The organism is Polaribacter litoreus (assembly GCF_054584775.1).
The window spans coordinates 1-22722 of record NZ_JBTLRD010000011.1 but is presented as its reverse complement, the minus strand read 5'-3'; the positions used below and the strand labels follow the sequence as shown (position 1 = coordinate 22722).

Sequence of the window (22722 nt, the reverse complement as noted above, 5' to 3'; positions counted from 1 at the left end):
TGTTAAAACTTTTTTTTCGATTTTTAAACGTCTTGCTAAGTCAGAAAAGCATACAAAATTTATAAAAAAAACCTATTATTGCAAAAAACATCAACTCCAAAACAAAGATGTATTGTAAAATTATTAAATAAAAACACAAAATTTTACACCAAAAAATATATATTTCTCAAAATTAAAAGCATATTAATATCTATTTGTGAAATAACACAATTTTTAGTAATTTGCCCTTTAACAAAACAGAACACATGCCAACAGAAGTTACTAGGTTATTCGACTTTCCATACTATCAATTAGAAACATACAACCTTAACAATGCTTTTTCTACTAAATATAATGGAAAATGGGAAACAATATCCACCCAAGCATATATAGATAAAGCCAATCAACTTAGTAGAGGCTTACTAAAAATAGGATTACAACCTAATGATAAAGTTGCCATCATTTCTACAAATAACAGAAACGAATGGAACATTTGCGATATTGGTATTTTACAAACAGGTGCACAAACTGTACCTATTTATCCTACAATATCTAAAGAAGATTATCAATATGTAATCAATCATTCAGAAGCAATTTATTGCATTGTATCTGATGAAACTATTTTAGAAAAGTTAAATCAAATCAAAGGAGATACCCAATTAAAAGAAATTTATACTTTTGATGATATTAAAGGCGAAAAAAGCTGGAAAGAAATTTTAAAACTTGGCGAAGACACTTCGAACCAAAATGAGGTTGAAGCGCGAAAAAATGCGGTTAAAGCAACAGATTTAGCTACCCTAATTTATACCTCTGGTACAACAGGAAAACCAAAAGGAGTAATGCTTTCGCATGATAACGTGGTTTCTAATGTTATTGCCTCTAAAAAAAGAGTACCTCTAGAATATGGGAACTCTAAAGGATTAAGCTTTCTACCTGTTTGTCATATTTTTGAAAGAATGATTTTATACTTATACCAATATTGTGGTGTAGCTGTTTATTTTGCAGAATCTATAGAAAAATTAACTGAAAATGCTCAGGAAATAAAACCTGATGTGATGACTGCTGTACCTCGTTTGTATGAAAAAATTTATGATAAAATAATTTTAAAAGGAGAAGATTTAACAGGTATTAAAAAGAAATTATTCTTTTGGGCTGTAAACCTTGGTTTAAAATACGAACCTTATGGAGCTAATGGTTGGTGGTATGAAAAACAATTAGGCTTAGCAAGAAAATTAATTTTTTCGAAATGGCAAGCTGCTTTGGGTGGCGAATTAAAATTGATGGTTTCTGGTAGTGCTGCTTTGCAACCAAGATTAACAAGAATTTTTGCAGCGGCTAATATGCCTATTATGGAAGGCTATGGACTCACAGAAACATCGCCAGTAATTTCTGTAAATGATCAAATTAATGGAAATTTTAGAGTAGGCACTGTAGGTAAAATAATTGATGATATCGAAGTAAAAATTGCAGAAAGTGGCGAAATTTTAGTAAAAGGTCCTAATGTTATGCAAGGCTATTATAAAGATCCTGAAAAAACAGCCACTATTTTAAAAGACGGTTGGTTTTATACTGGTGATAAAGGAGAATTCGACAAAGATGGTTTCTTAAAAATTACAGGAAGAACTAAAGAAATGTTTAAAACCTCGGGTGGTAAATATGTAATTCCGCCATTATTAGAAGGCGAGTTAAAACAATCTTTATTTATTGAGCAAGTAATGGTAATAGGTGAAAATGAAAAAATGCCTGCTGCAATAATTCAGCCTAATTTTGAATACCTTGCAGACTGGGCACAACATCATAAAATTCCTTATACTTCTAATGAAGAAATCATAGCCGACAAGAGAGTTTTAGATGCTATACAAAAGGCTGTAAATAAATGTAATCGAAACTTTGGTAAATGGGAACAAATAAAAGTCTTTAAACTTACACCTGACATTTGGTCTATTGATGATGGCCACTTAACACCTACAATGAAAATGAAAAGGGCAGTAATAAAAAAGATGTATAATCATTTATATGAAGAAATTTATAGAGGATCATAAACAATTAAGTATTTTTATATATCAACCTTATTATACTGATTTAAATACAATCTTATGATAAAACAAATTGTGTACTATTCTATTTCAAAATCAGAAATGAACGACATTTCTATTACTGAAATATTAGAACCTTCAAGAGTTAATAACGAAAAAAAAGGTATTACTAGCTGTTTATTGTATCATAATAAAGTATTCTTGCAATTGTTAGAAGGCGAAAAAGAAACCATTACAGATGATTTGTATAAAATCATACAAAAAGACGTTAGGCACTCTAATATTACACTCATCATAGAAGAAAGTATAGACAAAAGAATGTATCCAGGTTGGAGCATGGCTTTCCATGAATTTAAAAACGGCACTGCCAACGAAGATAAATTTGCGCAAAGTATCGCCTTTTTTTCTAAAAATATACCTAAAAAAACAGAAGCAATTGATTTATTTTGGAGGATGGCAAAACAAATTGTTAACTAAATAAGCTATAATTTTAAACCTATCTATTACTACATAACAAATTACAAATTCGGTTTTACAGTTTATCATATAACCAAAAAATATAAAGTAGCTCAATAGAAATCAACTTAAAATTTGTTAATATTTATTGATCTAATATCAATACAAACAGCTTTCTAAAATCAAATTTTGTTGTATTTATACCAAAAAATCTACAGAAGCTTACACTTTCATTACAACAAACAGTAATCAGAAAAAATAAATAGTGATAATTCGTGTAAATCGCATATAAACAACTACTTTTGCACGAAATTTAAGAAAGTACACATGCAGTCTATAAGAAACATCGCAATTATTGCACACGTTGACCACGGAAAAACAACGTTAGTAGATAAAATTATCGATCAAGCTAAAATTCTAGACGATCGTAAAGAGCGTACAGATTTGTTGCTAGATAACAACGATTTAGAGCGAGAAAGAGGAATTACCATTCTGTCTAAAAACGTATCTGTAAACTATAAAGGAATAAAAATTAATGTAATTGATACTCCTGGTCACGCCGATTTTGGTGGTGAAGTAGAACGTGTTTTAAAAATGGCTGATGGTGTTTTATTATTAGTTGATGCTTTTGAAGGCCCAATGCCACAAACTCGTTTTGTATTAGGTAAAGCAATTGAATTGGGTTTAACCCCTATTGTTGTTGTAAATAAAGTTGATAAAGAAAACTGTACTCCAGATTTAGTACACGAAAAAGTATTCGACTTAATGTTTGCTTTAGATGCTACAGAAGATCAATTAGATTTTACAACAATCTATGGCTCTGCTAAAAACGGTTGGATGTCAACAGATTGGAAAGATGAAAAAACAGACATCATTGATTTGTTAGATGCTGTTGTTGAATCAATTCCAGAAGCTCCTTATAGAGAAGGTTCTCCACAGATGCAAATAACATCTTTAGACTTTTCTGCTTTTACAGGTAGAATTGCAATAGGACGTGTATTTAGAGGAGATTTAGAAGAAAATAAAGACTATATGCTGTGTAAAGCTGATGGTTCTACTAAAAAAGTAAGAATCAAAGAATTACACATTTTTGAAGGCATGGGTAAAGCCAAAACCGATAAAGTAAGAAGTGGTGATATTTGTGCAATAACAGGTATTGAAGGTTTTGAAATTGGTGATACCATTGCCGATTTAGAAAATCCTGAAGCACTACCTAGAATTGAGGTAGATCAGCCAACAATGAGTATGTTGTTTACCATTAATAACTCACCATTTTTTGGTAAAGAAGGTAAATTTGTAACTTCTCGTCATTTGCGTGATAGGTTGTTTAAAGAAATGGAAAAGAATTTAGCTTTACGAGTAGATACTACTGACTCTGAAGATAAATTTAACGTTTTTGGTCGTGGAGTTTTACACTTATCTGTTTTAATAGAAACCATGCGTAGAGAAGGATACGAATTACAAGTAGGTAGACCTCAAGTAATTTTAAAAGATATTGATGGTGTAAAATCTGAACCTTACGAAACTTTATCTATTGATGTGCCAGAAGATGTAGCATCAAAAGCAATCAACTTAGTTTCTTTACGTAAAGGAGATTTGTTGGTGATGGAACCAAAAGGAGATTTACAGCATTTAGAGTTTACCATACCATCTAGAGGGTTAATTGGTTTACGAAACAAAATTTTAACAGCTACAGCTGGTACAGCAATTATAAATCATAGATTTTCTGAATATGGGCCTTTTAAAGGTGAGTTTTCAGAAGATATTAAAGGGGCTATTGTTTCTGCAGCAGCAGGTAAAGCAACTGCTTATGCTATTGATAGGTTACAAGATAGAGGTCGTTTCTTTATAGATCCAAATGAAGAAATTTATGTTGGTCAGGTTGTTGGAGAAAACAGTAAAGATACTGATATGGGTGTAAACTTAATTAAAGGAAAAAAATTAAGTAACGTACGTTCTTCAGGTACTGATGATAGTGTAAAAATTGCACCAAAAATCGATTTTTCTCTAGAAGAATGTATGGAATATATTAAAAGTGATGAATATTTAGAGGTTACCCCTGCTAGTTTACGTATGCGTAAAATTAATTTTAGACCATAAATTTTTGGTAGTAAAAGCCAAATAATAACGATAAAAATGTAAAGCTCAAGAATTTATTTCTTGGGCTTTTTTACTTAAAAAACGTAAGTTCGATTTAAAAAGCGTTGATTATTAAAATTTTATAATTTTTATTCTTTGAAACCAATGTCATTTCGTCTGAAATGGACAAAATCTTAATTTAAATTTAAGATTTCTCAGCTACACTATTTGCTTCGCAAGCTACTTTCAATAAAAAATTTATTTTTATCACAGTAATATTCGAAATACCAATCTACTGATATTGTTAATAGAAAAACCTTAAGTTAGGATAAAAAAAAACCAAGTAAAATTAATTACTTGGTTTTAAAAAAAAATTTAAAATGTAAAAACTATTTTGCTGTTTTTTCTTTTTTAGGCGTTGCTTTATCAGCAATAATTCTGGTTTCTTTATTAGCTACCTCCCAAGCTGTATGAAAAACCAAACGCGTTCTATTTTCTAACAATTCGTAATTAATTTTGTCTGGTGTATCTGTTGGTTTATGATAATCTACATGCGTACCATTAAAATAGAAAATGATAGGCACATTGTTTTTTGCAAAGTTATAATGATCTGATCTATAGTAAAAACGATTCGGATCATTCTCATCATTATATTTATAATCTAAATTAATATTGGTGTATTTCTTATTAATTGCCTCAGATAAATTGTGGAGTTCTGTACTTAATTTATCAGAACCAATCAAGTATACATAATTTGGGTCGGCTTTATGTCTATCATCAATTCTACCAATCATGTCTATATTCAAATCGCAAACTGTATTTGCTAAAGGAAATAAAGGATCAACATCAGCATAATATTTAGAGCCCAACAATCCTTTTTCTTCTCCAGTAACGTGTAAAAATAAAATAGAACGTTTAGGACCTTTGCCTGCTTTTGTTGCCATTTGAAATGCTTCTGCAATTTCTAACATGGCTACAGTTCCAGATCCATCATCATCAGCACCATTATAAATTTTTCCACCTTTAATTCCTTCGTGATCCAAATGTGCAGAAATCACTACAATTTCATCTGGCTTTTCTGAACCTTTAATAAAAGCAACTACATTTTCAGAATCTTTAAATTTTCCTCTACGCGTATTTTTATTAATCCATTCTGCGGGTACTTCTTGATAATAATCATCACCTCCTAAAGGAGAAACAATTTCTTGATTTACATAAAAATTCTTTAAATATTCTACTGCTTTTTTCTGTCCAGGCTCACCTGTATTTCTTCCTTCAAACTCATCAGAAGCATAAGTAAAAAGGTGAGCACCAAGATCTTTGGCTGTAATTGTTGCTGCATATTTTGCTGCCTGATCTACATTTACATCTTCTGTAACATTTTTTGTTGAACCACAAGCAAAAAAAGTGATTGTTCCAAAAACAAATAATATTTTTTTCATTGATTAACTCTGTTTAGTTTAGTACTGAATTAATTCCAAAAATAGCAAAAAGTTTGTCCCAAATCAAAATTAGTTTCTATTGATTACAAATTGTTGCAGTTCTTTATTAAAATTTACGATATCTTTTGGAAACAGGTTATCGAATGCATTTTGTTGAATAAGTTCAATTGGTGTTCCTGCTAAAGTTTTATGGTTGGCAAATAATATCATTTCATCCGCAAATTTAATACACAAATTTACTTCATGCGATGATAAAATAATGGTTTTAGAAGTTTCTTTGACCAGTTTTTTTAATAGGTCGAAAATTTTAATGGTATGATGCAAATCTAAATGCGCAGTGGGTTCGTCTAAAATAATAATATCAGTGTCTTGTGCTAAAGCTCTAGCAATTAGTGCTCGTTGTAATTGGCCATCACTCAATTCATAAAAAAACTTTTCTTTAAGGTGATCAATTTCTGTTTGATCTATGGCCCAGTTTATTTTTTCTAAGTCATTTTCTGAAAGTTTATCAATCCAATTGGTGTAAGGTTGTCTGCCTAAAGCAATCAGCTCAAAAACCGTAATTTGACTTTCTGGTAAACGTTCTGTTAAAACCAAACTTAAAACTGTAGAAAGCTCTTTATTTGTATAGGTGTTAATATTTTTTTGGTTGATAAAAACCTCGCCTTTTAATGCTTTTTGAACTTTAGAAATTGTTCTTAATAAAGTTGATTTACCTATTCCGTTTTTACCTAAAACCGCAACCAATTTTCCTTTTTCAATAGCAATATCAATCTTAGACGCTACAATATTTTGCGACTTTTTATTCTGATAACCTATGCTTAGATTTTCGGTTTTTAAGATGATATTTTTAAGATGTTTCAAGGTTTGTTGCTTTATTACTAGATTATATATAAATCTTCTTTTTTCTAACTAACAACCAAATAACAACAGGTGCCCCAAAAAGCGATGTTATTGCATTAATGGGTAGCGTAAATTCGCTTGTTGGTAATTGAGCAATAGCATCGCAAATTAATAAAATAATAGCGCCCAAAATGGCTACAGCTGGTATTAATATTTTATGATTTGATGTCGTAAAAAACATTCTTGTAATATGAGGTACAGCCAAACCCACAAAAGCTATTGGGCCAGAAAAAGCAGTAATAACACCAGTTAACAAGCTAGTAATTAACAGGATAATATTTCTGCTTTTTTTAATGTTAATGCCTAAACTCTTGGCGTAATTTTCGCCCAATAAAAAACTGTTTAAAGGTTTTATAATTGTTAGTGTTGCAAGAATTCCAATACTATAAATAATAGAAAAAACTAAAATTTCATTCCAACTTAAATTCCCTAAACTACCAAAACTCCAGAATAAATATTGCTGAATTTGCTCTGCTTCAGAAAAGTAAGCCAATACACTAATTACTGCAGAAGTTAAAGACCCAAACATTAAACCAATAATTAAAATTGACATTGTATTTCTAACCTTATTTGCGGCTATAATTACTGCAGATAATACTAAAAAAGCACCTAAACTAGCAGCAATGGGTAAAGACCAATTAGATACAGTATTGGTTAATAAAAATCCTCCAAAAACAGAAGAACCTAAAATTAAAATAGCAACACCTAAACTCGCTCCAGAAGAAATACCCAATACAAATGGACCAGCTAGTGGATTTCTAAATAACGTTTGCATTAACAAACCACAAATAGACAAACCAGAACCTACTAAAATTGCAGTTATTGCTTTTGGTAATCGAAAATTTAAAATAATTATTTCCCAACTTTCTTTGGATGAAAAACTACCTGTAAAAATTTTAAAAATATCTTGAAAAGGAATAGAAACTGAACCCAAGCTAATATTTACAAAAAACAAGAATATCAGTATTACTGATAATATGATAAAGTGTTTTGTGTAAGATTTGTTTTTCATGTAAGACTTTTAGGATTCGTATCAATGAAACCTATTTTTTATAATCAGATAAAAAAGCGACTAATTTCTGAATGGCAATTCCTCTATGAGAAATTTTATTTTTTTCTTCAGAACTCATTTCTGCAAAAGACAAATTGTATCCTTCAGGTTTAAAAATTGGGTCGTAACCAAAACCTTTTTCACCTTGTTTTTCGGTTAAAATATCGCCTTTGCAAATGCCTTCAAAAAGAAATTTTTCATCATTTAAATTTAAAGCAACAGCAGTTCTAAATTGTGCTTTTCTATTTTCTTTAGCTTGTAATTCTGATAATAATTTTTGCATATTATTTTCAGAATTTGAAGGTTCACCAGCAAAACGTGCAGAATAAACTCCTGGTTTTCCTCCTAAACTTTCAACTTCTAAACCTGTATCATCAGCAAAACAATTGTAACCAAATTTATGAGTAATATAATCTGCTTTTAATTTGGCATTGCCTTCTAAAGTTGTTTCAGTTTCATCAATTTCATCAAAACAATTTATGTCTTTTAAACTCAATAATTCTATAGATTTTGGCAGCATTTTCTGAACTTCAGCCAATTTGTTAAGGTTGTTGGTAGCAAATACGAGTTTCATTATTTTGAATTACAAAGTTTTAATAAAACAAAGTTACAAAGTTTTTAAGGTTTGAAAGTAACAAAAGAGGAGAGTTTAAAACGACAGTTTTTAATAAAACTTTGAACGGATATTTAATTTAAAAAATGACAAAAATCATTGATTTAATCACATTTAAATTTTGAAAATAAAAATGGCTGTATCTTAAGCTATATGTGATATTTGTTACAGATAAAAGCTTTAGAAGTTTGTTAATTTGTAGTGTAAATAGGTCACTAAATTTTGAGTTAAACTCAATATAATTTATAAAAATATGAAGTATATTATTGTAGGAGGAGTTGCTGGTGGAGCAACAACTGCAGCTCGTTTAAGAAGAATAGACGAAAAAGCAGAAATAATTATTGTAGAAAAAGGTTCGCACATTTCTTACGCAAATTGTGGATTGCCTTATTACATTGGTGGCGTTATAAAAGATAGAAGTAAGCTTTTAGTGCAAACACCAGAAAGTTTTAATGCCCGTTTTAACATAGATATTCGCATACATTCAGAAATAATTTCTGTGAATTCTGACAATAAAAGTGTTGAAATTAAAAAAACACAAACTGGCGAAGTTTATAAAGAAACTTACGATAAATTAATTTTATCTCCAGGTGCTTCTGCTATTAAACCTCCAATTCCAGGTATTAATTCGCCAAACATTTTTACGTTACGTAATGTAGATGATACCGATAAAATTAAAGCTTTTGTAGATGATTCTAAACCAAGAAGAGCAATTGTAGTTGGTGCAGGGTTTATTGGTTTAGAAATGGCAGAAAATTTACATCATATTAGTGTTAAAGTAACTGTTGTAGAAGCTGCAAGTCAAGTTATGAATATGATGGATAGTGAAATTGCAGCACCAATTCATCAACATTTTAAAGAAAAGAATGTTGGTTTGTTTTTAGAAGATGCTGTTAAAGAATTTAAACCCAATGGAGATTTAATTGATGTTCATTTGGCAAGTGAACGCGTAATTTCTGCCGATTTTATCATCTTATCTATAGGTGTAAAACCAGATACTTCTTTGGCAAAATCTGCAGGAATTAAAATTGGTGAAGCAGGTGGTATTTGGGTAGATGAGTATTTGCAAACATCAAAAAAAGATATTTATGCAGTGGGTGATGCTATCGAGTTTCCTCATCCTATAACAGGTAAACCAAGTTTGGCATTTTTAGCAGGACCAGCAAATAAACAAGGTCGAATTTTAGCTGATAATATGGTGTATGGCCATAAAAGAAAATATTTAGGTTCAATTGGTACAGCTATTGCAAAAGTATTTGATTTATCAGCAGGAATTGTAGGACTTACACATCGTGGTTTAAAAGCTTTGGGTAGAAAACACGAAAGTACAATTGTTTACGGTGGTTCTCACGCTAGTTATTATCCAGGTGCTATGCAAATGGTGTTAAAAATTAGTTTTGATCCTGATAATGGAAAATTACTAGGAGGACAAATTGTAGGTTATAAAGGAGTTGATAAACGATTAGATTTGTTAGCAACAACCATTAAAAATGGCGGAACAATTTATGATTTACAAGAAATAGAACATGCTTATGCACCACCTTTTAGTTCTGCAAAAGACCCAGTAAATCAGGCTGGTTTTAATGCAGAAAATATTATTAAAGGCTTGTTTAAACCACTTTCTCCTTATCAATTTAAGAAAAGAGGTATTACAGATTCTTTTGTGTTAGATGTAAGAACTAAAGAAGAATATGATTTAGGTTCTATTGATGGAGCATTAAATATTAATGTTGATGATTTAAGAAATCATTTAAAAAAGATACCTAAGGATAAAAAAATAATGATTTATTGTGGTGTTGGTTTGCGTGGTTATGTGGCTACAAGAATTTTACGTCAGAATGGTTATGATGATGTTTACAATCTTTCTGGTGGATTAAAAGTCTACAAACAAGCAATGGCAGAACAATCTAATCCCATTTTTTTTGATGATGTAATTGAAGATAAGACAGCAAAACCCGAAACACCTTACAATATAAAAACCATAGAAGTAGATGCTTGTGGTTTACAATGTCCTGGTCCTATTTTAAAATTAAAAGAGAATATTGAAGGAATTTTAGATGGAGACCAAATGGAAGTTACAGCTACAGATCCAGGTTTTTATAGTGATGTAGAATCTTGGTGCAAAGTTACTGGAAACAAACTAATTAAAAGAGAACATAACCAAGGAGAAGTAAAAGCAATAATCGAAAAAGCTAAAAAAGAAGTTTCAAGTGATTTACAAGTGGCATCAGACCATAAAACAATTGTTGTTTTTAGTGATGATTTAGATAAAGCTTTGGCTTCTTTTGTAATTGCAAATGGTGCCTCTAGTATGGGTAAAAAAGTAACAATGTTTTTTACTTTTTGGGGTTTAAATGTTATTAAAGATGCTAACAAACCAAAAGTAAAAAAAGATACCATGGGCAATATGTTTAGCAAAATGATGCCAAGTCATGCAGGAGAATTAAGACTTTCTAATATGAATATGGCAGGTATGGGACGTTTAATGATGAAATGGAGAATGAAAGATAAACACGTAGATGCTTTAGAAACAATGATACAGATTGCACAAGAAAGTGGTATAAATATGATTGCTTGCCAAATGAGTAAGGATATTATGGGAGTTGATAAAACTGAATTAATACCAGGTGTAAAAATAGGAGGTGTTGCTAATTATTTAGAAGAAGCAGAACAATCTAATTTAAACTTATTTGTATAAAATAGCATTTAAAAATTGAGAGTAAAATTAAGAAGTCTGTTTTGATGATAGAAATCAAATAAGGCTTCTTTTTTTTTTAAAATTATAATGATGCTAGTTCATTTTAATTATTCGTGATGATAAGGTTCATTCTTTAAAATCGTAAAACCTCTGTATAATTGTTCAACAATAAATAAACGAATCATTTGATGGGAAAACGTCATTTTAGATAATGATATTTTACCAACAGATTTTTTATACACCGCTTCAGAAAAACCATAGGGACCACCAATTACTAAAACCAATTGTTTAATTCCAGAATTCATTTTCTTTTGTAAATATTTAGAAAATTCTATAGATGTAAAATGTTTTCCTTTGTCATCTAACAAAATTAATTGATCTGTATTTTGGAGTTTGGCTAAAATTAAATTTCCTTCTTTTTCTTTTTGCTGAACTTCGCTTAAATTTTTTACATTTTTAATATCAGGTATAATTTCGAGTTCAAACTTAATATAGTGTTTTAATCGATTTTGATATTCATCAATCAATTGAATTAAATGTTTGTTGTCGGTTTTACCTATGGCCAGAAGTTTAATTTTCATTAGTTTTTAGGTTTGTCACTTCGAGTAATTTTCGATTTTATGAGAAAATTGTATCGAGAAGTTCACTATAATTGTTCTCGATACAAATTTATTCGTTTTCACTCATTAAATTCACTCGAACTGACAAAAAGTTAAAAAATCATTGCTATTTTTACATCAGAAACACGAAAAAATGATATCAAAAGAACAATTTCAGAACGAACTAGATTTAATTATCAAAAATGCTTTAAGAGAAGATATTGGAGATGGAGATCATACTTCACTTTCATGTATTCCTGCAGAAGCAGAAGGTAAAGCAAAATTGTTGGTAAAAGAAGACGGAATTATAGCTGGTGTGGAATTTGCCAAACTTGTTTTTAAATATGTTGATGCAGATTTACAAGTAGAAACTTTTATAAACGATGGTGATGAAGTTAAATATGGAGATATTGTTTTTCATGTTGCTGGTAAATCGCAATCCATTTTAATGGCAGAACGTTTGGTGTTAAATGCAATGCAAAGAATGAGTGCAATTGCAACCAAAACTGCATATTTTGCAAACTTGCTAAAAGGGACAAAAACCAAAGTTTTAGATACCAGAAAAACCACTCCAGGAATTAGAGCTCTAGAAAAATGGGCAGTAAAAATTGGAGGTGGAGAAAATCACAGATTTGCGTTGTATGACATGGTAATGATTAAAGACAATCACATTGATTTTGCAGGTGGAATTACAGCAGCCATTACAAAAACTAAAAAATATTTAGCGGATAATAATATTGATATAAAAATTATTGTGGAAGCTAGAAGTTTAGAAGAAATTGAAGAAATTTTATCTGTTGATGGAGTCTACAGAATTTTAATTGATAATTTTAATTACGAAGATACTAGAAAAGCGGTGGCTTTAATTGGTGATAAATGCTTAACAGAATCTTCTGGAGGAATTAACGAAGACACCATTAGAGAATACGCAGAATGTGGTGTAGATTTTATTTCATCTGGTGCTTTAACACATTCGGTTTATAATATGGATTTAAGTTTAAAAGCGCTTTAAGAAGTTCTGAGTTTAAAATTTAAAGTTGAATCCTTGAACTAAAGCCCAACTTTGAATTTTGAACTTTAAATAATGAATTAAAAAGCATGAACAATTATTTTGATAGCGAAGAATACTCTAAAATTGATTTTACAAAATCAAAAATAAAAAAAGGAGAATATGACAATTGTACATTTACCAATTGTAATTTTGAAAGTATTCACGCATCAAATATTCAGTTTGTAGAATGCGAATTTATCGATTGTAATTTTAGTAATACTATCATAAAAAACACCGCTTTTAAAGATGTGAGTTTTAGTAATTGTAAAATGTTGGGCGTAAAATTCAGTGAATGCGATCCTTTTTTATTGCAATTTTCTTTTAAAGATTGTTTGTTAAATTTCGCGTCTTTTTATCAATTAAATATTCAAAATACAAGATTTGTAAATTGTAACTTAGAAGAAACTGATTTTACAGCATCTAATTTATCGAGTTCAACTTTTGATAATTGCGATCTAAAAAATACAATTTTTGATAGAACATCACTAGAAAAAGTAGATTTTAGAACCGCATTTAATTTTAAAATAGATCCAGAAGAAAATAGTGTAAAAGGCGCTAAGTTTAGTAAAGAAAATGTTTATGGCTTATTATCAAAATATAAATTGATTATCGAATGAAAAAACAACTTATAATTCTTTTAATGTTAGTGTGTATGATTTCTTGTACAGAAAAAAACCAAACTGTTTTCTTACATACTTTAAATACCGAAAAAATTGAAAAATTAAATTTAAATATTGATAACAAAGATGATTTTATCGCATACAATTACATCCATAAAAATGATACCATCAAAAATATAAATTTGAAATATTATAGTAAAAAGGATATGTTGATGATTGAAAAGGATACATTTTTAATTACTAACAAAAGGTACATCACAAAGAATTACGATTACAAAATGTATCAAACAAATGAAATGAAAACTCACCTTAGAACGTTAATTTTTCATAAAAAATACGGACTTTTGTGTAGTACAGGTTTTGGAGCAGACTTTCTATTCTTTAAAGACTCGCTACAATTGCCAGAAACAAAAATGATTTTTAAACAAATAATATTAGCACTTCATAAAATAGAGCAGTAATTTTTTCCTTAATGGAAATGTCTCAAAGATAAAGAGGCTTATGACAAAAGAAATAGAAGATAAACTTGATAAAATACCAATAGTTTGCAACTTAGTGCGTTTTGGTAAACGCATTAAAGTGCCTGGTTTAGAAGGTATGTCTTTATATGATGTTATAGAAATGTACTTTATTGGTATTGTAGAAGGTGCTTTAACTACAAGGGCTGGAGGTATTGCTTACAGTTTTTTTATGGCAATTTTTCCGTTTTTGCTGTTTGTGTTAACTTTAATTCCGTTTTTACCTATTGATGGCGCACAAGAAGGTTTACTTTCTGTTATTGGTAATGTGTTACCACCCAAAACCTTTGATGCTGTAGACTCTGTTATTATCGATATCATAAAAAACCAATATGGTGGGTTGTTATCTTTCGGTTTTTTGGCCTCACTTTTTTTAATGACAAATGGTGTAAATGCCATTTTTGGCGGTTTTGAATATTCGTATCACGTAAAAGAAATGCGTAACGTGTTTCGTTCTTATTTTATCGCCATGTTAGTTACATTAGTAATTGTTGCTTTTTTACTGATAACTGTAGTTCTTATTATTTTTTTCGAGTTATTCTTAAAAGAAATTGTTACGTTAGGTTGGTTAGAAGATAACTTAATTTGGTTACAATTAGGTAGAGGTTTCATATTTTTAAGTATGATTTTTATTACAGTTTCCATCCTCTATCAATATGGAGTTAAAGATGCCAAACACTCACGGTTTTTATCACCTGGCGCATTTTTTACAACAATATTATCAATATTAACATTTTACCTTTTTAGCTATTATGTTACAGAATTTGCAAAATACAACGAGTTATATGGCTCAATTGGTACTTTATTGATTTTAATGTTATTCATTTGGCTAAATGCCATAATTCTCTTATTGGGTTTCGAGTTAAATGCAACCATTTACTCTTTACGAAGACGAAATAAAACCTTTGTAACCCCTAAAAAATTATAACTTTTCACGATATTTGCGCTCTTAAATTGTACAATTACAAAATCATAATTACAAATTTTTAGGTTTTAGTGATTTGATCATTAATTAAAATTTCGTAATTCATAATTATTTATATGAAACCAAGCATCCCAAAAGGAACTAGAGATTTTTCGCCAACAGAAGTTGCCAATCGTACTTATATTATAAATACGATTAAAACTGCTTTCGAAACTTTCGGATTTCAACCGATTGAAACTCCGAGTTTTGAAAATTCATCAACTTTAATGGGAAAATATGGGGAAGAAGGAGATCGTCTGATTTTTAAAATTTTAAATTCTGGGGATTTTCTAAAAAAAGCTGATGAAAAATTATTAGCTGAAAAAGAAAGCACAAAAGTTACAGCGCAAATTTCAGAAAAAGCATTGCGTTACGATTTAACTGTTCCGTTTGCAAGATATGTAGTACAACATCAAAATGAAATTACATTTCCTTTTAAAAGATATCAAGTACAACCAGTTTGGAGAGCAGACAGACCACAAAAAGGACGTTTTAGAGAATTTTATCAATGTGATGCTGATGTTGTGGGGAGTAAATCGCTTTGGCAAGAAGTAGAATTTATTAAATTATACGATACAGTTTTTACTCAATTAGGTTTAGAAAAAACGACCATTAAAATCAATAACAGAAAAATACTTTCGGGTATTGCAGAGGTTATTGGCGCGCAAGATAAATTAATCGATTTTACTGTAGCTTTAGACAAGTTAGATAAAATTGGTCAAGAAAAAGTAGAAGCAGAAATGATATCCAAAGGTATTTCTGAAGAAGCAATTCAAAAAGTACAACCTTTATTTTCTTTTGATGGCACTAATAAAGAGAATTTAGATGCTTTAGCAGAAATGTTACAATTATCAGAAGAAGGATTGCAAGGCGTACAAGAATTAAGATTTGTAATCAATGCAATTTCAAAATTAGGTTTACAATCTGCTAAATTAGAGTTGGATGTAACTTTAGCAAGAGGATTAAATTATTACACAGGAGCAATTTTTGAAGTATCTGCTCCAGAAGGTGTAAAAATGGGTTCTATTGGTGGTGGAGGTAGATATGATGATTTAACAGGAATTTTTGGTTTAAAAGATGTTTCTGGTGTAGGAATTTCTTTTGGTTTGGATAGAATTTACTTAGTTTTAGAAGAGTTAGGTTTGTTTAAATCTGTTGATTTGCCAAAACCAAAGGTATTATTTATCAATTTTGGTGATGCAGAAGCTTTGTATTCTATGAAAGCCATTGCTGCTTTAAGAACTCAAAATATAAAATCTGAATTGTATCCTGATGCTGCAAAAATGAAAAAACAAATGAATTACGCTAACAAACGCGAAATTGAATTTGTTGTAATTGTGGGTTCTCAAGAAATTGAAAAACAAGAATATACTTTAAAAAATATGGTTTCTGGAGCGCAAACAAAATGTTCGTTATCAGAATTAGTAGACCAATTAAAATAGTTATACAACATTATAGATTGATTGGTAACATCAACAAAAAACTTAAAGTATTTACAGAATTGATAAAAATTGAACCTTACAAAACTGTTTTTGAAGAAGTTTAGTTATCAAGAATTATTCTGTTATAATGATAATTGATGTAAAAACGTTTATAATACGTTGCAAACACGTAAATTTGCACTTTAATATAGATTGAAATGTTTGAATTGAGCAGCAAAATGAATGACGAAAGAACAGAAGAAATTGGTGAAAACCACATTGGTACATCAGCAAAAACACCACTTAGAGCTGATGCTTTTGATATTTCTGATGAAGAAAAAATAGCCAAAATACAAGAAAGTGTAAAAGATATTTTAAACACTTTGGGTATGGATTTAACAGACGACAGTTTACAAGGCACTCCAAAAAGAGTGGCAAAAGCTTTTGTAAACGAAATTTTTATGGGCTTAAACCCTAAAAATATGCCTAAACCATCAACTTTCGATAATAATTACAATTATGGAGAAATGTTAGTGGAGAAAAACATTGTTGTGTATTCCACTTGCGAGCATCATTTATTACCAATTATTGGTAGAGCTCATGTGGCTTATATTTCTGATGGAAAAGTGATTGGTTTATCAAAAATGAACAGAATTGTAGAATATTTTTCTAAAAGACCACAGGTTCAAGAGCGGTTAACTATGCAAGTTGTACAAGCAATGCAAGAAGCTCTGGGTACAGAAAATGTAGCTTGTGTAATCGACGCAAAACATTTATGCGTAAATTCTAGAGGAATAAAAGATATTGAAAGTTCTACAGTTACTGCTGAGTTTGGTGGTAAATTTAAAGAGCCAGAAACCAAAAGAGAGTTTTTAGATTATCTAAAAATGGACACTGATTTCGATTGATGTTTTATTACTACTAAAATCAAAAACTTAAAATATTCAAAACCGTTTAGAAAATTTCTAAACGGTTTTTTGCTTTAAGTTACTTGAATTCATTAGATACAAGAGTTCTTATCTGCATACATAAAAGTAATCCTAAAAAGGTTTATTCTATATATCAAAAAAGAGCCATAGCAAAAAATGCTATGGCTCTTAAATATGATAAATATCAACTTAATAAAAGAAATTTTTATTTCTTGTTACCAGCTTCCATTTTCTTCTTTAACGCTGCAAGACCTCCAATATCTCCTAATGTAGTTTTTTCTGCATCTTGAGATTTTTTAGCTTGCGCTTTGATGTTCTTACGCTCTTGCTCTTTAAAGATAGAAGTATGAGATACAACTACTCTTCTGTATTCTTTAGAAAATTCTAGGACAATAAATTTCAAAGTTTCACCTTTGCTTAATTTTGTACCATCTTCTTTTTCTAAAAATCTACTTGGTGCAAAACCTTCTACGCCATCATCAAAAGTTACTACAGCACCTTTATCATTCTTGTCTTTTACAACACCTTCATGAATAGAACCTATTGCATAAGTTGCCTCGTGAGCATCCCAAGGGTTATCTTGAGTTTGCTTATGACCTAAGTTTAATTTTCTGTTTTCAACATCTAATTCTAAAACTTGAACATCTAATTTTTGACCCACAGTTACAAAATCTGATGGATGCTTAATTTTCTTAGTCCAAGATAAATCAGAAATATACACTAAACCATCAATACCTTCTTCTAACTCAACAAACACTCCAAAATTAGTGTAATTTCTTACAGTACCAGTATGTGTAGAACCTACTGGGAATTTAGAGGTAATATCTGTCCAAGGATCTGGGTGTAATTGTTTGATACCTAAAGACATTTTACGATCTTCTCTGTCTAAAGTTAAAATTTGAGCTTCAACTTTATCACCAACTTTTACAAAATCTTGTGCAGAACGCAAGTGTGTAGACCAAGACATTTCAGAAACGTGAATTAACCCTTCTACTCCTTGCTCTACTTCTACAAACGCACCATAATCAGCTAAAACAACTACTTCACCAGTTACTTTATCACCAACTTTTAAGTTAGCATCTAAGGCTTCCCATGGGTGAGCAGATAATTGTTTTAAGCCTAATTGTATTCTAGATTTGTTATCATCAAAATCTAAAATTACAACATTTAATTTTTGATCTAACTCAACAACCTCATTTGGGTGATTAATTCTAGACCAAGATAAATCTGTAATATGTACTAAACCATCAACACCACCTAAATCAACAAATACACCATAAGAAGTAATGTTTTTAACCACACCTTCTAATACTTGTCCTTTTTCTAACTGGCCAATGATTTCTTTTTTCTGTAATTCAATATCAGCCTCAATCAATGCTTTGTGAGAAACAACAACGTTTTTAAATTCGTGGTTGATTTTAACAACTTTGAATTCCATTGTTTTCTCTACATATTGATCGTAATCTCTAATTGGTTTTACATCAATTTGAGAACCTGGTAAAAATGCTTCGATTCCGAAAACATCTACAATCATACCACCTCTAGTTCTACATTTAACAAAACCGTTAACTACTTCACCAGTTTCATGCGCATTATTTACACGTTCCCAAGCTTTTATTACTCTTGCTTTTTTATGAGATAATACCAATTGACCAGAAGAATCTTCTCTTTTATCCACTAAAACTTCAACAGTATCTCCTACAGATAAGCCTTGATTGTAACGAAATTCGTTTAAAGATATTACTCCCTCAGATTTAGAATTGATGTCGATAATTGCATCTCTATCAGTAATTCTGATAACTTTTCCTTCAATTACGTCACTTTCGTTTACAAAACCAATAGTTCCTTTTAAAGCTTCTTCAAACTCTTTTAATTTTTCTTCATCAACTTCATCAATACCTTCTTCGTATTTGTGCCAGTTAAAATCAGCTAAAAATTGTTGTGGATCTTGTTGTTTTTCAACAGCTGGAGTTGCTGTTTCTTGTACCTCAGTAGCAACTACTTGCTCGTCAGTGTTTTTTGTTTCTTCAGACATTCCTGAAAATAAAATTTGTATCTTGTTGTTTTTCAGATTTTTAACGATAAAAACATCAAGAGATGTTTTATAAAATTGATTTTTCTTGAATCCTTTTTTAAATCTGTTCTCGTAAAAAGGAGTGCAAATTTACAAAAAACATTTGATTTTTAAATACTTATATTCAAATAATTCATCCATATACATATGAAACTTGCTACTGATAATCAAAAACTTATGAAAACTTTCCATAAAACGGCGTTTATTTTTATGCGCAAACCTATTTTTTATGTAAAATGAAAGTAATTAAACTAAAATAAACCAACTATTTTAAATATAAAAGATGCTTTAAAGCATCACAATTTAATACTCAAAAACATGATAAAAAGTACAGTTATACTTTCTGTTATTATATATTTTTTTGCTAGAAATACAATTTATCGTACTTTTTTTACCGATATTTTACCTGCAAGAACTACATTTGCAGCCAGTTTAGCAGCAGGCGCAAAATTGAATTTGAAGTAATGGGTACAAGAACGTAGATGATGGATAAAAAAACACAAAATTTAGTAGACAAAGGTATTATGCTTCCACTTATGGAGGAATTTTATACCATTCAAGGAGAGGGTTCGCATACTGGAACAGCAGCTTATTTTATAAGAGTTGGGGGTTGTGATGTAGGATGTCATTGGTGTGATGTTAAAGAAAGTTGGAATGCAAAGTTACACCCTCCTACTTTAGCAGATAACATTGTTACTAATGCTAAAAAATATGCTGATACTGTTGTGGTTACAGGTGGAGAACCGCTAATGTGGTCTATGGATTATTTAACAAACCTACTACAAAAAAATAATTTGAAAACCCATATTGAAACCTCTGGTGCATATTCTTTTTCTGGAAAATGGGATTGGTTCTGCCTATCTCCTAAAAAAACAAAGCTACCTTTAGACGAAGTTTATCCAGAAGCTGATGAATTAAAAATGATTATTCATAATAAATCAGATTTTGATTTTGCAGAACAACAAGCTGCTAAAGTCTCTGAAAAATGTCAATTATTTTTACAACCTGAGTGGAGTAAAAAAGAAAAAATGACAGAATTAATTGTACAATATGTTATGAAAAATCCTAAATGGAAAATTTCTCTACAGACACATAAATATTTGAATATTCCCTAAAGTGCTGAACTTGTTTCAGTATCTTTTTTTTGTAGCTATTTCCTGCTTTCGGCAGTCGCTCTTTTCAAGGAGCTCCAACAAAGCCTCAATCAGGGCTAGAACTATTTACCAATTTTTAGATTTCTGAAAGTTTCTGTTCAACCAAACTACAAATTTTTTCAAATTGTTCTTCGATATCCATATCAGAATTATCAAATTCAATGGCATCAGCTGCTTTAACCAATGGAGAGTCTTTTCTGGTAGAATCAATTCGATCTCGTTCTTGCACATTGAATAAAATTTTCTCAAAACTTACATCATCTCCTCTATCAATCAATTCTTTGTACCTTCTAGATGCTCGTTTATCTGCAGAAGCAGTCATAAATAATTTTAATGCTGCATTAGGAAAAACAACGGTTCCAATATCTCTACCATCCATAACAATTCCTCTTTCACTACCCATTTGTTGTTGTTCTGCTACCAACTTTTTACGAACCTCAGAAATAGAAGCCACCTTACTTACCAACTGAGAAATTGCTAAAGATCTTATTTCTTTTTCAACATTTTCTCCATTTAAAAACATCTCTGCAAAACCAAGCTCGTTGTTATATTGAAAAGAAAGTGAAATATTAGATAGGTTAGAGATAAGTTTCTCTTTTTCTAAAAAATTTTCACCAACAAAACCGTTTTGTTTGGCATATAAAGAAACAGCTCTATACATTGCACCTGTATCTACATAAATGTAATTATATTTTTTAGCTAATAATTTAGCAATAGTACTCTTTCCTGTGGATGAAAAACCGTCTATAGCTATGGTAATTTTTTTATTCATTTATCTTTTATCTAAATCAATTTGCAAACTAAAAGTACTTGCATTTGTTGCAGAGTGAAATTTAGAATACGCATAATTAAATTTTAATTTATTCATTTTTATTCCAAATCCAAAAGAAATACCCCCAAAAGTTCTTACATTTTGAAGTTTTAATTCGGCTGCTCTTCTAAAATTACAACCTAACCTTAAATTAATAGCACTTTCTGGAAACAACTCTGCTCCGATTACAAAATGCCTGAATGTATTCCCTATAAAACCAATTTCTTGCTCGCTTACATTTCCTTCTAAATCCGTAGTTTGATCAGAAGGATTGGGTATAGAAACATTCCATTGTTGTAAATTATCTAATGTTAAATACCATTTTAAAGGTACATATTCTAATTGATAAGAAGCTCCCACAGCAACCTTAAAAGGTAACTGTTCTTTTGTTCCATTAAACGATTTAATTTGAGTACCAAAATTACGGGCAACCACTGTAAATGCATATGGCTTATAAGGCGAGTAATATAATACTGCAAAATCAACTGCAACTCCAGATGATGTAAAGTTATCAATGTTAGAATTAATTAATTTTATATTAGCTCCGAAAAAAAAATTTGTCCAAGGTAAATTTCTAGCATATCCAATAGATAAGGCAATATCGCTTGCATTAAAATTACCTGTTTCATTTCCTTGATCATCAGCACCAATCAAAGTACCGTAATTTAAATAACTTATGCTCCCATGGATTGTTCCAAATCGCCTAGAAATAAGTTTTGCATAAGACATAGATCCAATGTCTATTCCTGCCAAAAAACTAGAGTAATTTAAAGAAACTTTATTATCTATAGCATCATTTATTGTTGCTGGATTCCAAATTGGTTGATTTATATCATCTATAAAAGTTAAAACTTCACCTCCTAAAGCAATTTGTCTTGCTGATGTTGATAAATTTAAAAATTGATATACATTCTCACCTCCAACTTGAGAATTTATAGAGAAATAAGTCATTAAAAAAAGATAAAAAAGAAATTTTTTGATATTCATTAAATCTATAAATAATCATATATAAATAATAACGAAAATACTTCAATATATTTCAAGACAGAAAGAAAAACCTTAAAATATTAATTAATAGTAATAACTTTGATTGGTGCTAGTATAATTTAAAGAAATTTTCATCGAACAAAGTACTCTTTTTATATATCAAGAAACTTACTTATTTATTCATATCAACAAGAAAATTATTTAATAGGATTTCTGAGTTATTCATACGCTAATGTATGGATTAAATAAGAATATTAATCTAAAATAAAAAACCTCATATCGTAAGATATGAGGTTTAAGAATCTTGATTATTACAAGATAAAGAAAGGCAGCGACC

General features: G+C 30.0%; 19 protein-coding genes. 11 read left to right on the top strand and 8 right to left on the bottom strand.

The genetic code is table 11. The features are described from left to right. Positions 1-245 precede the first annotated feature (245 nt). From ACW9UN_RS10950 to typA, 3 genes are all read left to right on the top strand, one after another. Entirely contained in the window at positions 246-2021 is a 1776-nt protein-coding gene (locus ACW9UN_RS10950; RefSeq protein ID WP_459486307.1) for an AMP-dependent synthetase/ligase, read from the top strand. 54 nt (positions 2022-2075) lie between these two features. Further along, positions 2076-2492 (top strand): BLUF domain-containing protein, encoded by a 417-nt coding sequence (locus ACW9UN_RS10945; RefSeq protein ID WP_459486306.1) that lies wholly within the window; start codon positions 2076-2078, stop codon positions 2490-2492. Between the two features lie 306 nt (positions 2493-2798). Further along, complete coding sequence (gene typA, locus ACW9UN_RS10940; RefSeq protein ID WP_459486305.1) at positions 2799-4571, top strand: translational GTPase TypA; 1773 nt, start codon at positions 2799-2801, stop codon at positions 4569-4571. A gap of 368 nt (positions 4572-4939) precedes the next feature. Here the strand turns inward: typA and ACW9UN_RS10935 are convergent, their stop codons facing one another. The 4 genes from ACW9UN_RS10935 to ACW9UN_RS10920 all read right to left on the bottom strand — a co-directional run bounded on the left by ACW9UN_RS10935 (position 4940) and on the right by ACW9UN_RS10920 (position 8520). Continuing rightward, a complete protein-coding gene (locus tag ACW9UN_RS10935) occupies positions 4940-5992 on the bottom strand; it encodes a M28 family metallopeptidase (RefSeq protein WP_459486304.1) in 1053 nt (350 codons plus the stop codon). 69 nt (positions 5993-6061) lie between these two features. Next, positions 6062-6856 (bottom strand): ABC transporter ATP-binding protein, encoded by a 795-nt coding sequence (locus ACW9UN_RS10930; protein WP_459486303.1) that lies wholly within the window; start codon positions 6854-6856, stop codon positions 6062-6064. A gap of 22 nt (positions 6857-6878) precedes the next feature. Then, positions 6879-7907, bottom strand: a complete 1029-nt coding sequence (locus tag ACW9UN_RS10925; protein ID WP_459486302.1) for a FecCD family ABC transporter permease — start codon at positions 7905-7907, stop codon at positions 6879-6881. Positions 7908-7938: 31 nt separating this feature from the next. Beyond that, positions 7939-8520 carry a non-canonical purine NTP diphosphatase gene (locus tag ACW9UN_RS10920; RefSeq protein ID WP_459486301.1) on the bottom strand — a complete coding sequence of 194 codons (582 nt, stop codon included), beginning with the start codon at positions 8518-8520 and terminating at the stop codon, positions 7939-7941. A 292-nt stretch (positions 8521-8812) separates the two neighbouring features. Between ACW9UN_RS10920 and ACW9UN_RS10915 the strand changes: the two genes are divergently transcribed. Continuing rightward, positions 8813-11257 (top strand): FAD-dependent oxidoreductase, encoded by a 2445-nt coding sequence (locus ACW9UN_RS10915; RefSeq protein WP_459486300.1) that lies wholly within the window; start codon positions 8813-8815, stop codon positions 11255-11257. A 107-nt stretch (positions 11258-11364) separates the two neighbouring features. Here the strand turns inward: ACW9UN_RS10915 and rlmH are convergent, their stop codons facing one another. Then, positions 11365-11838: a 23S rRNA (pseudouridine(1915)-N(3))-methyltransferase RlmH gene (gene rlmH / locus ACW9UN_RS10910; RefSeq protein WP_459486299.1), complete on the bottom strand. Its 474-nt coding sequence runs from the start codon at positions 11836-11838 to the stop codon at positions 11365-11367. A gap of 172 nt (positions 11839-12010) precedes the next feature. Between rlmH and nadC the strand changes: the two genes are divergently transcribed. The 6 genes from nadC (at position 12011) to folE (ending at position 17338) form a co-directional block, all read left to right on the top strand. Continuing rightward, entirely contained in the window at positions 12011-12868 is an 858-nt protein-coding gene (gene nadC / locus ACW9UN_RS10905) for a carboxylating nicotinate-nucleotide diphosphorylase (protein ID WP_459486298.1), read from the top strand. A gap of 86 nt (positions 12869-12954) precedes the next feature. Further along, positions 12955-13524, top strand: coding sequence for a pentapeptide repeat-containing protein (locus ACW9UN_RS10900; protein WP_459486297.1), 570 nt, complete (start codon positions 12955-12957; stop codon positions 13522-13524). After that, positions 13521-13988, top strand: a complete 468-nt coding sequence (locus ACW9UN_RS10895) for a hypothetical protein (RefSeq protein WP_459486296.1) — start codon at positions 13521-13523, stop codon at positions 13986-13988. Before ACW9UN_RS10900 ends, ACW9UN_RS10895 begins: the two co-directional genes overlap by 4 nt. Positions 13989-14028: 40 nt before the next feature. Beyond that, complete coding sequence (locus ACW9UN_RS10890) at positions 14029-14973, top strand: YihY/virulence factor BrkB family protein (protein WP_459486295.1); 945 nt, start codon at positions 14029-14031, stop codon at positions 14971-14973. Between the two features lie 113 nt (positions 14974-15086). Further along, positions 15087-16451, top strand: coding sequence for a histidine--tRNA ligase (hisS, locus tag ACW9UN_RS10885; RefSeq protein WP_459486294.1), 1365 nt, complete (start codon positions 15087-15089; stop codon positions 16449-16451). Between the two features lie 197 nt (positions 16452-16648). Next, positions 16649-17338: a GTP cyclohydrolase I FolE gene (gene folE, locus ACW9UN_RS10880; RefSeq protein ID WP_459486293.1), complete on the top strand. Its 690-nt coding sequence runs from the start codon at positions 16649-16651 to the stop codon at positions 17336-17338. A 226-nt stretch (positions 17339-17564) separates the two neighbouring features. Here folE and rpsA read toward each other — a convergent pair whose 3' ends face one another. Next, positions 17565-19394 carry a 30S ribosomal protein S1 gene (gene rpsA / locus ACW9UN_RS10875; protein ID WP_459486292.1) on the bottom strand — a complete coding sequence of 610 codons (1830 nt, stop codon included), beginning with the start codon at positions 19392-19394 and terminating at the stop codon, positions 17565-17567. A gap of 524 nt (positions 19395-19918) precedes the next feature. On the opposite strand from rpsA, the gene ACW9UN_RS10870 reads away from it, so the two are divergent. Then, complete coding sequence (locus ACW9UN_RS10870) at positions 19919-20548, top strand: 7-carboxy-7-deazaguanine synthase QueE (RefSeq protein ID WP_459486291.1); 630 nt, start codon at positions 19919-19921, stop codon at positions 20546-20548. Positions 20549-20663: 115 nt separating this feature from the next. Here ACW9UN_RS10870 and cmk read toward each other — a convergent pair whose 3' ends face one another. Next, on the bottom strand, positions 20664-21359 hold the full coding sequence (gene cmk / locus ACW9UN_RS10865; RefSeq protein WP_459486290.1) for a (d)CMP kinase: 696 nt from the start codon (positions 21357-21359) through the stop codon (positions 20664-20666). Then, entirely contained in the window at positions 21360-22385 is a 1026-nt protein-coding gene (porQ, locus tag ACW9UN_RS10860; RefSeq protein ID WP_459486289.1) for a type IX secretion system protein PorQ, read from the bottom strand. Positions 22386-22722 lie beyond the last annotated feature (337 nt).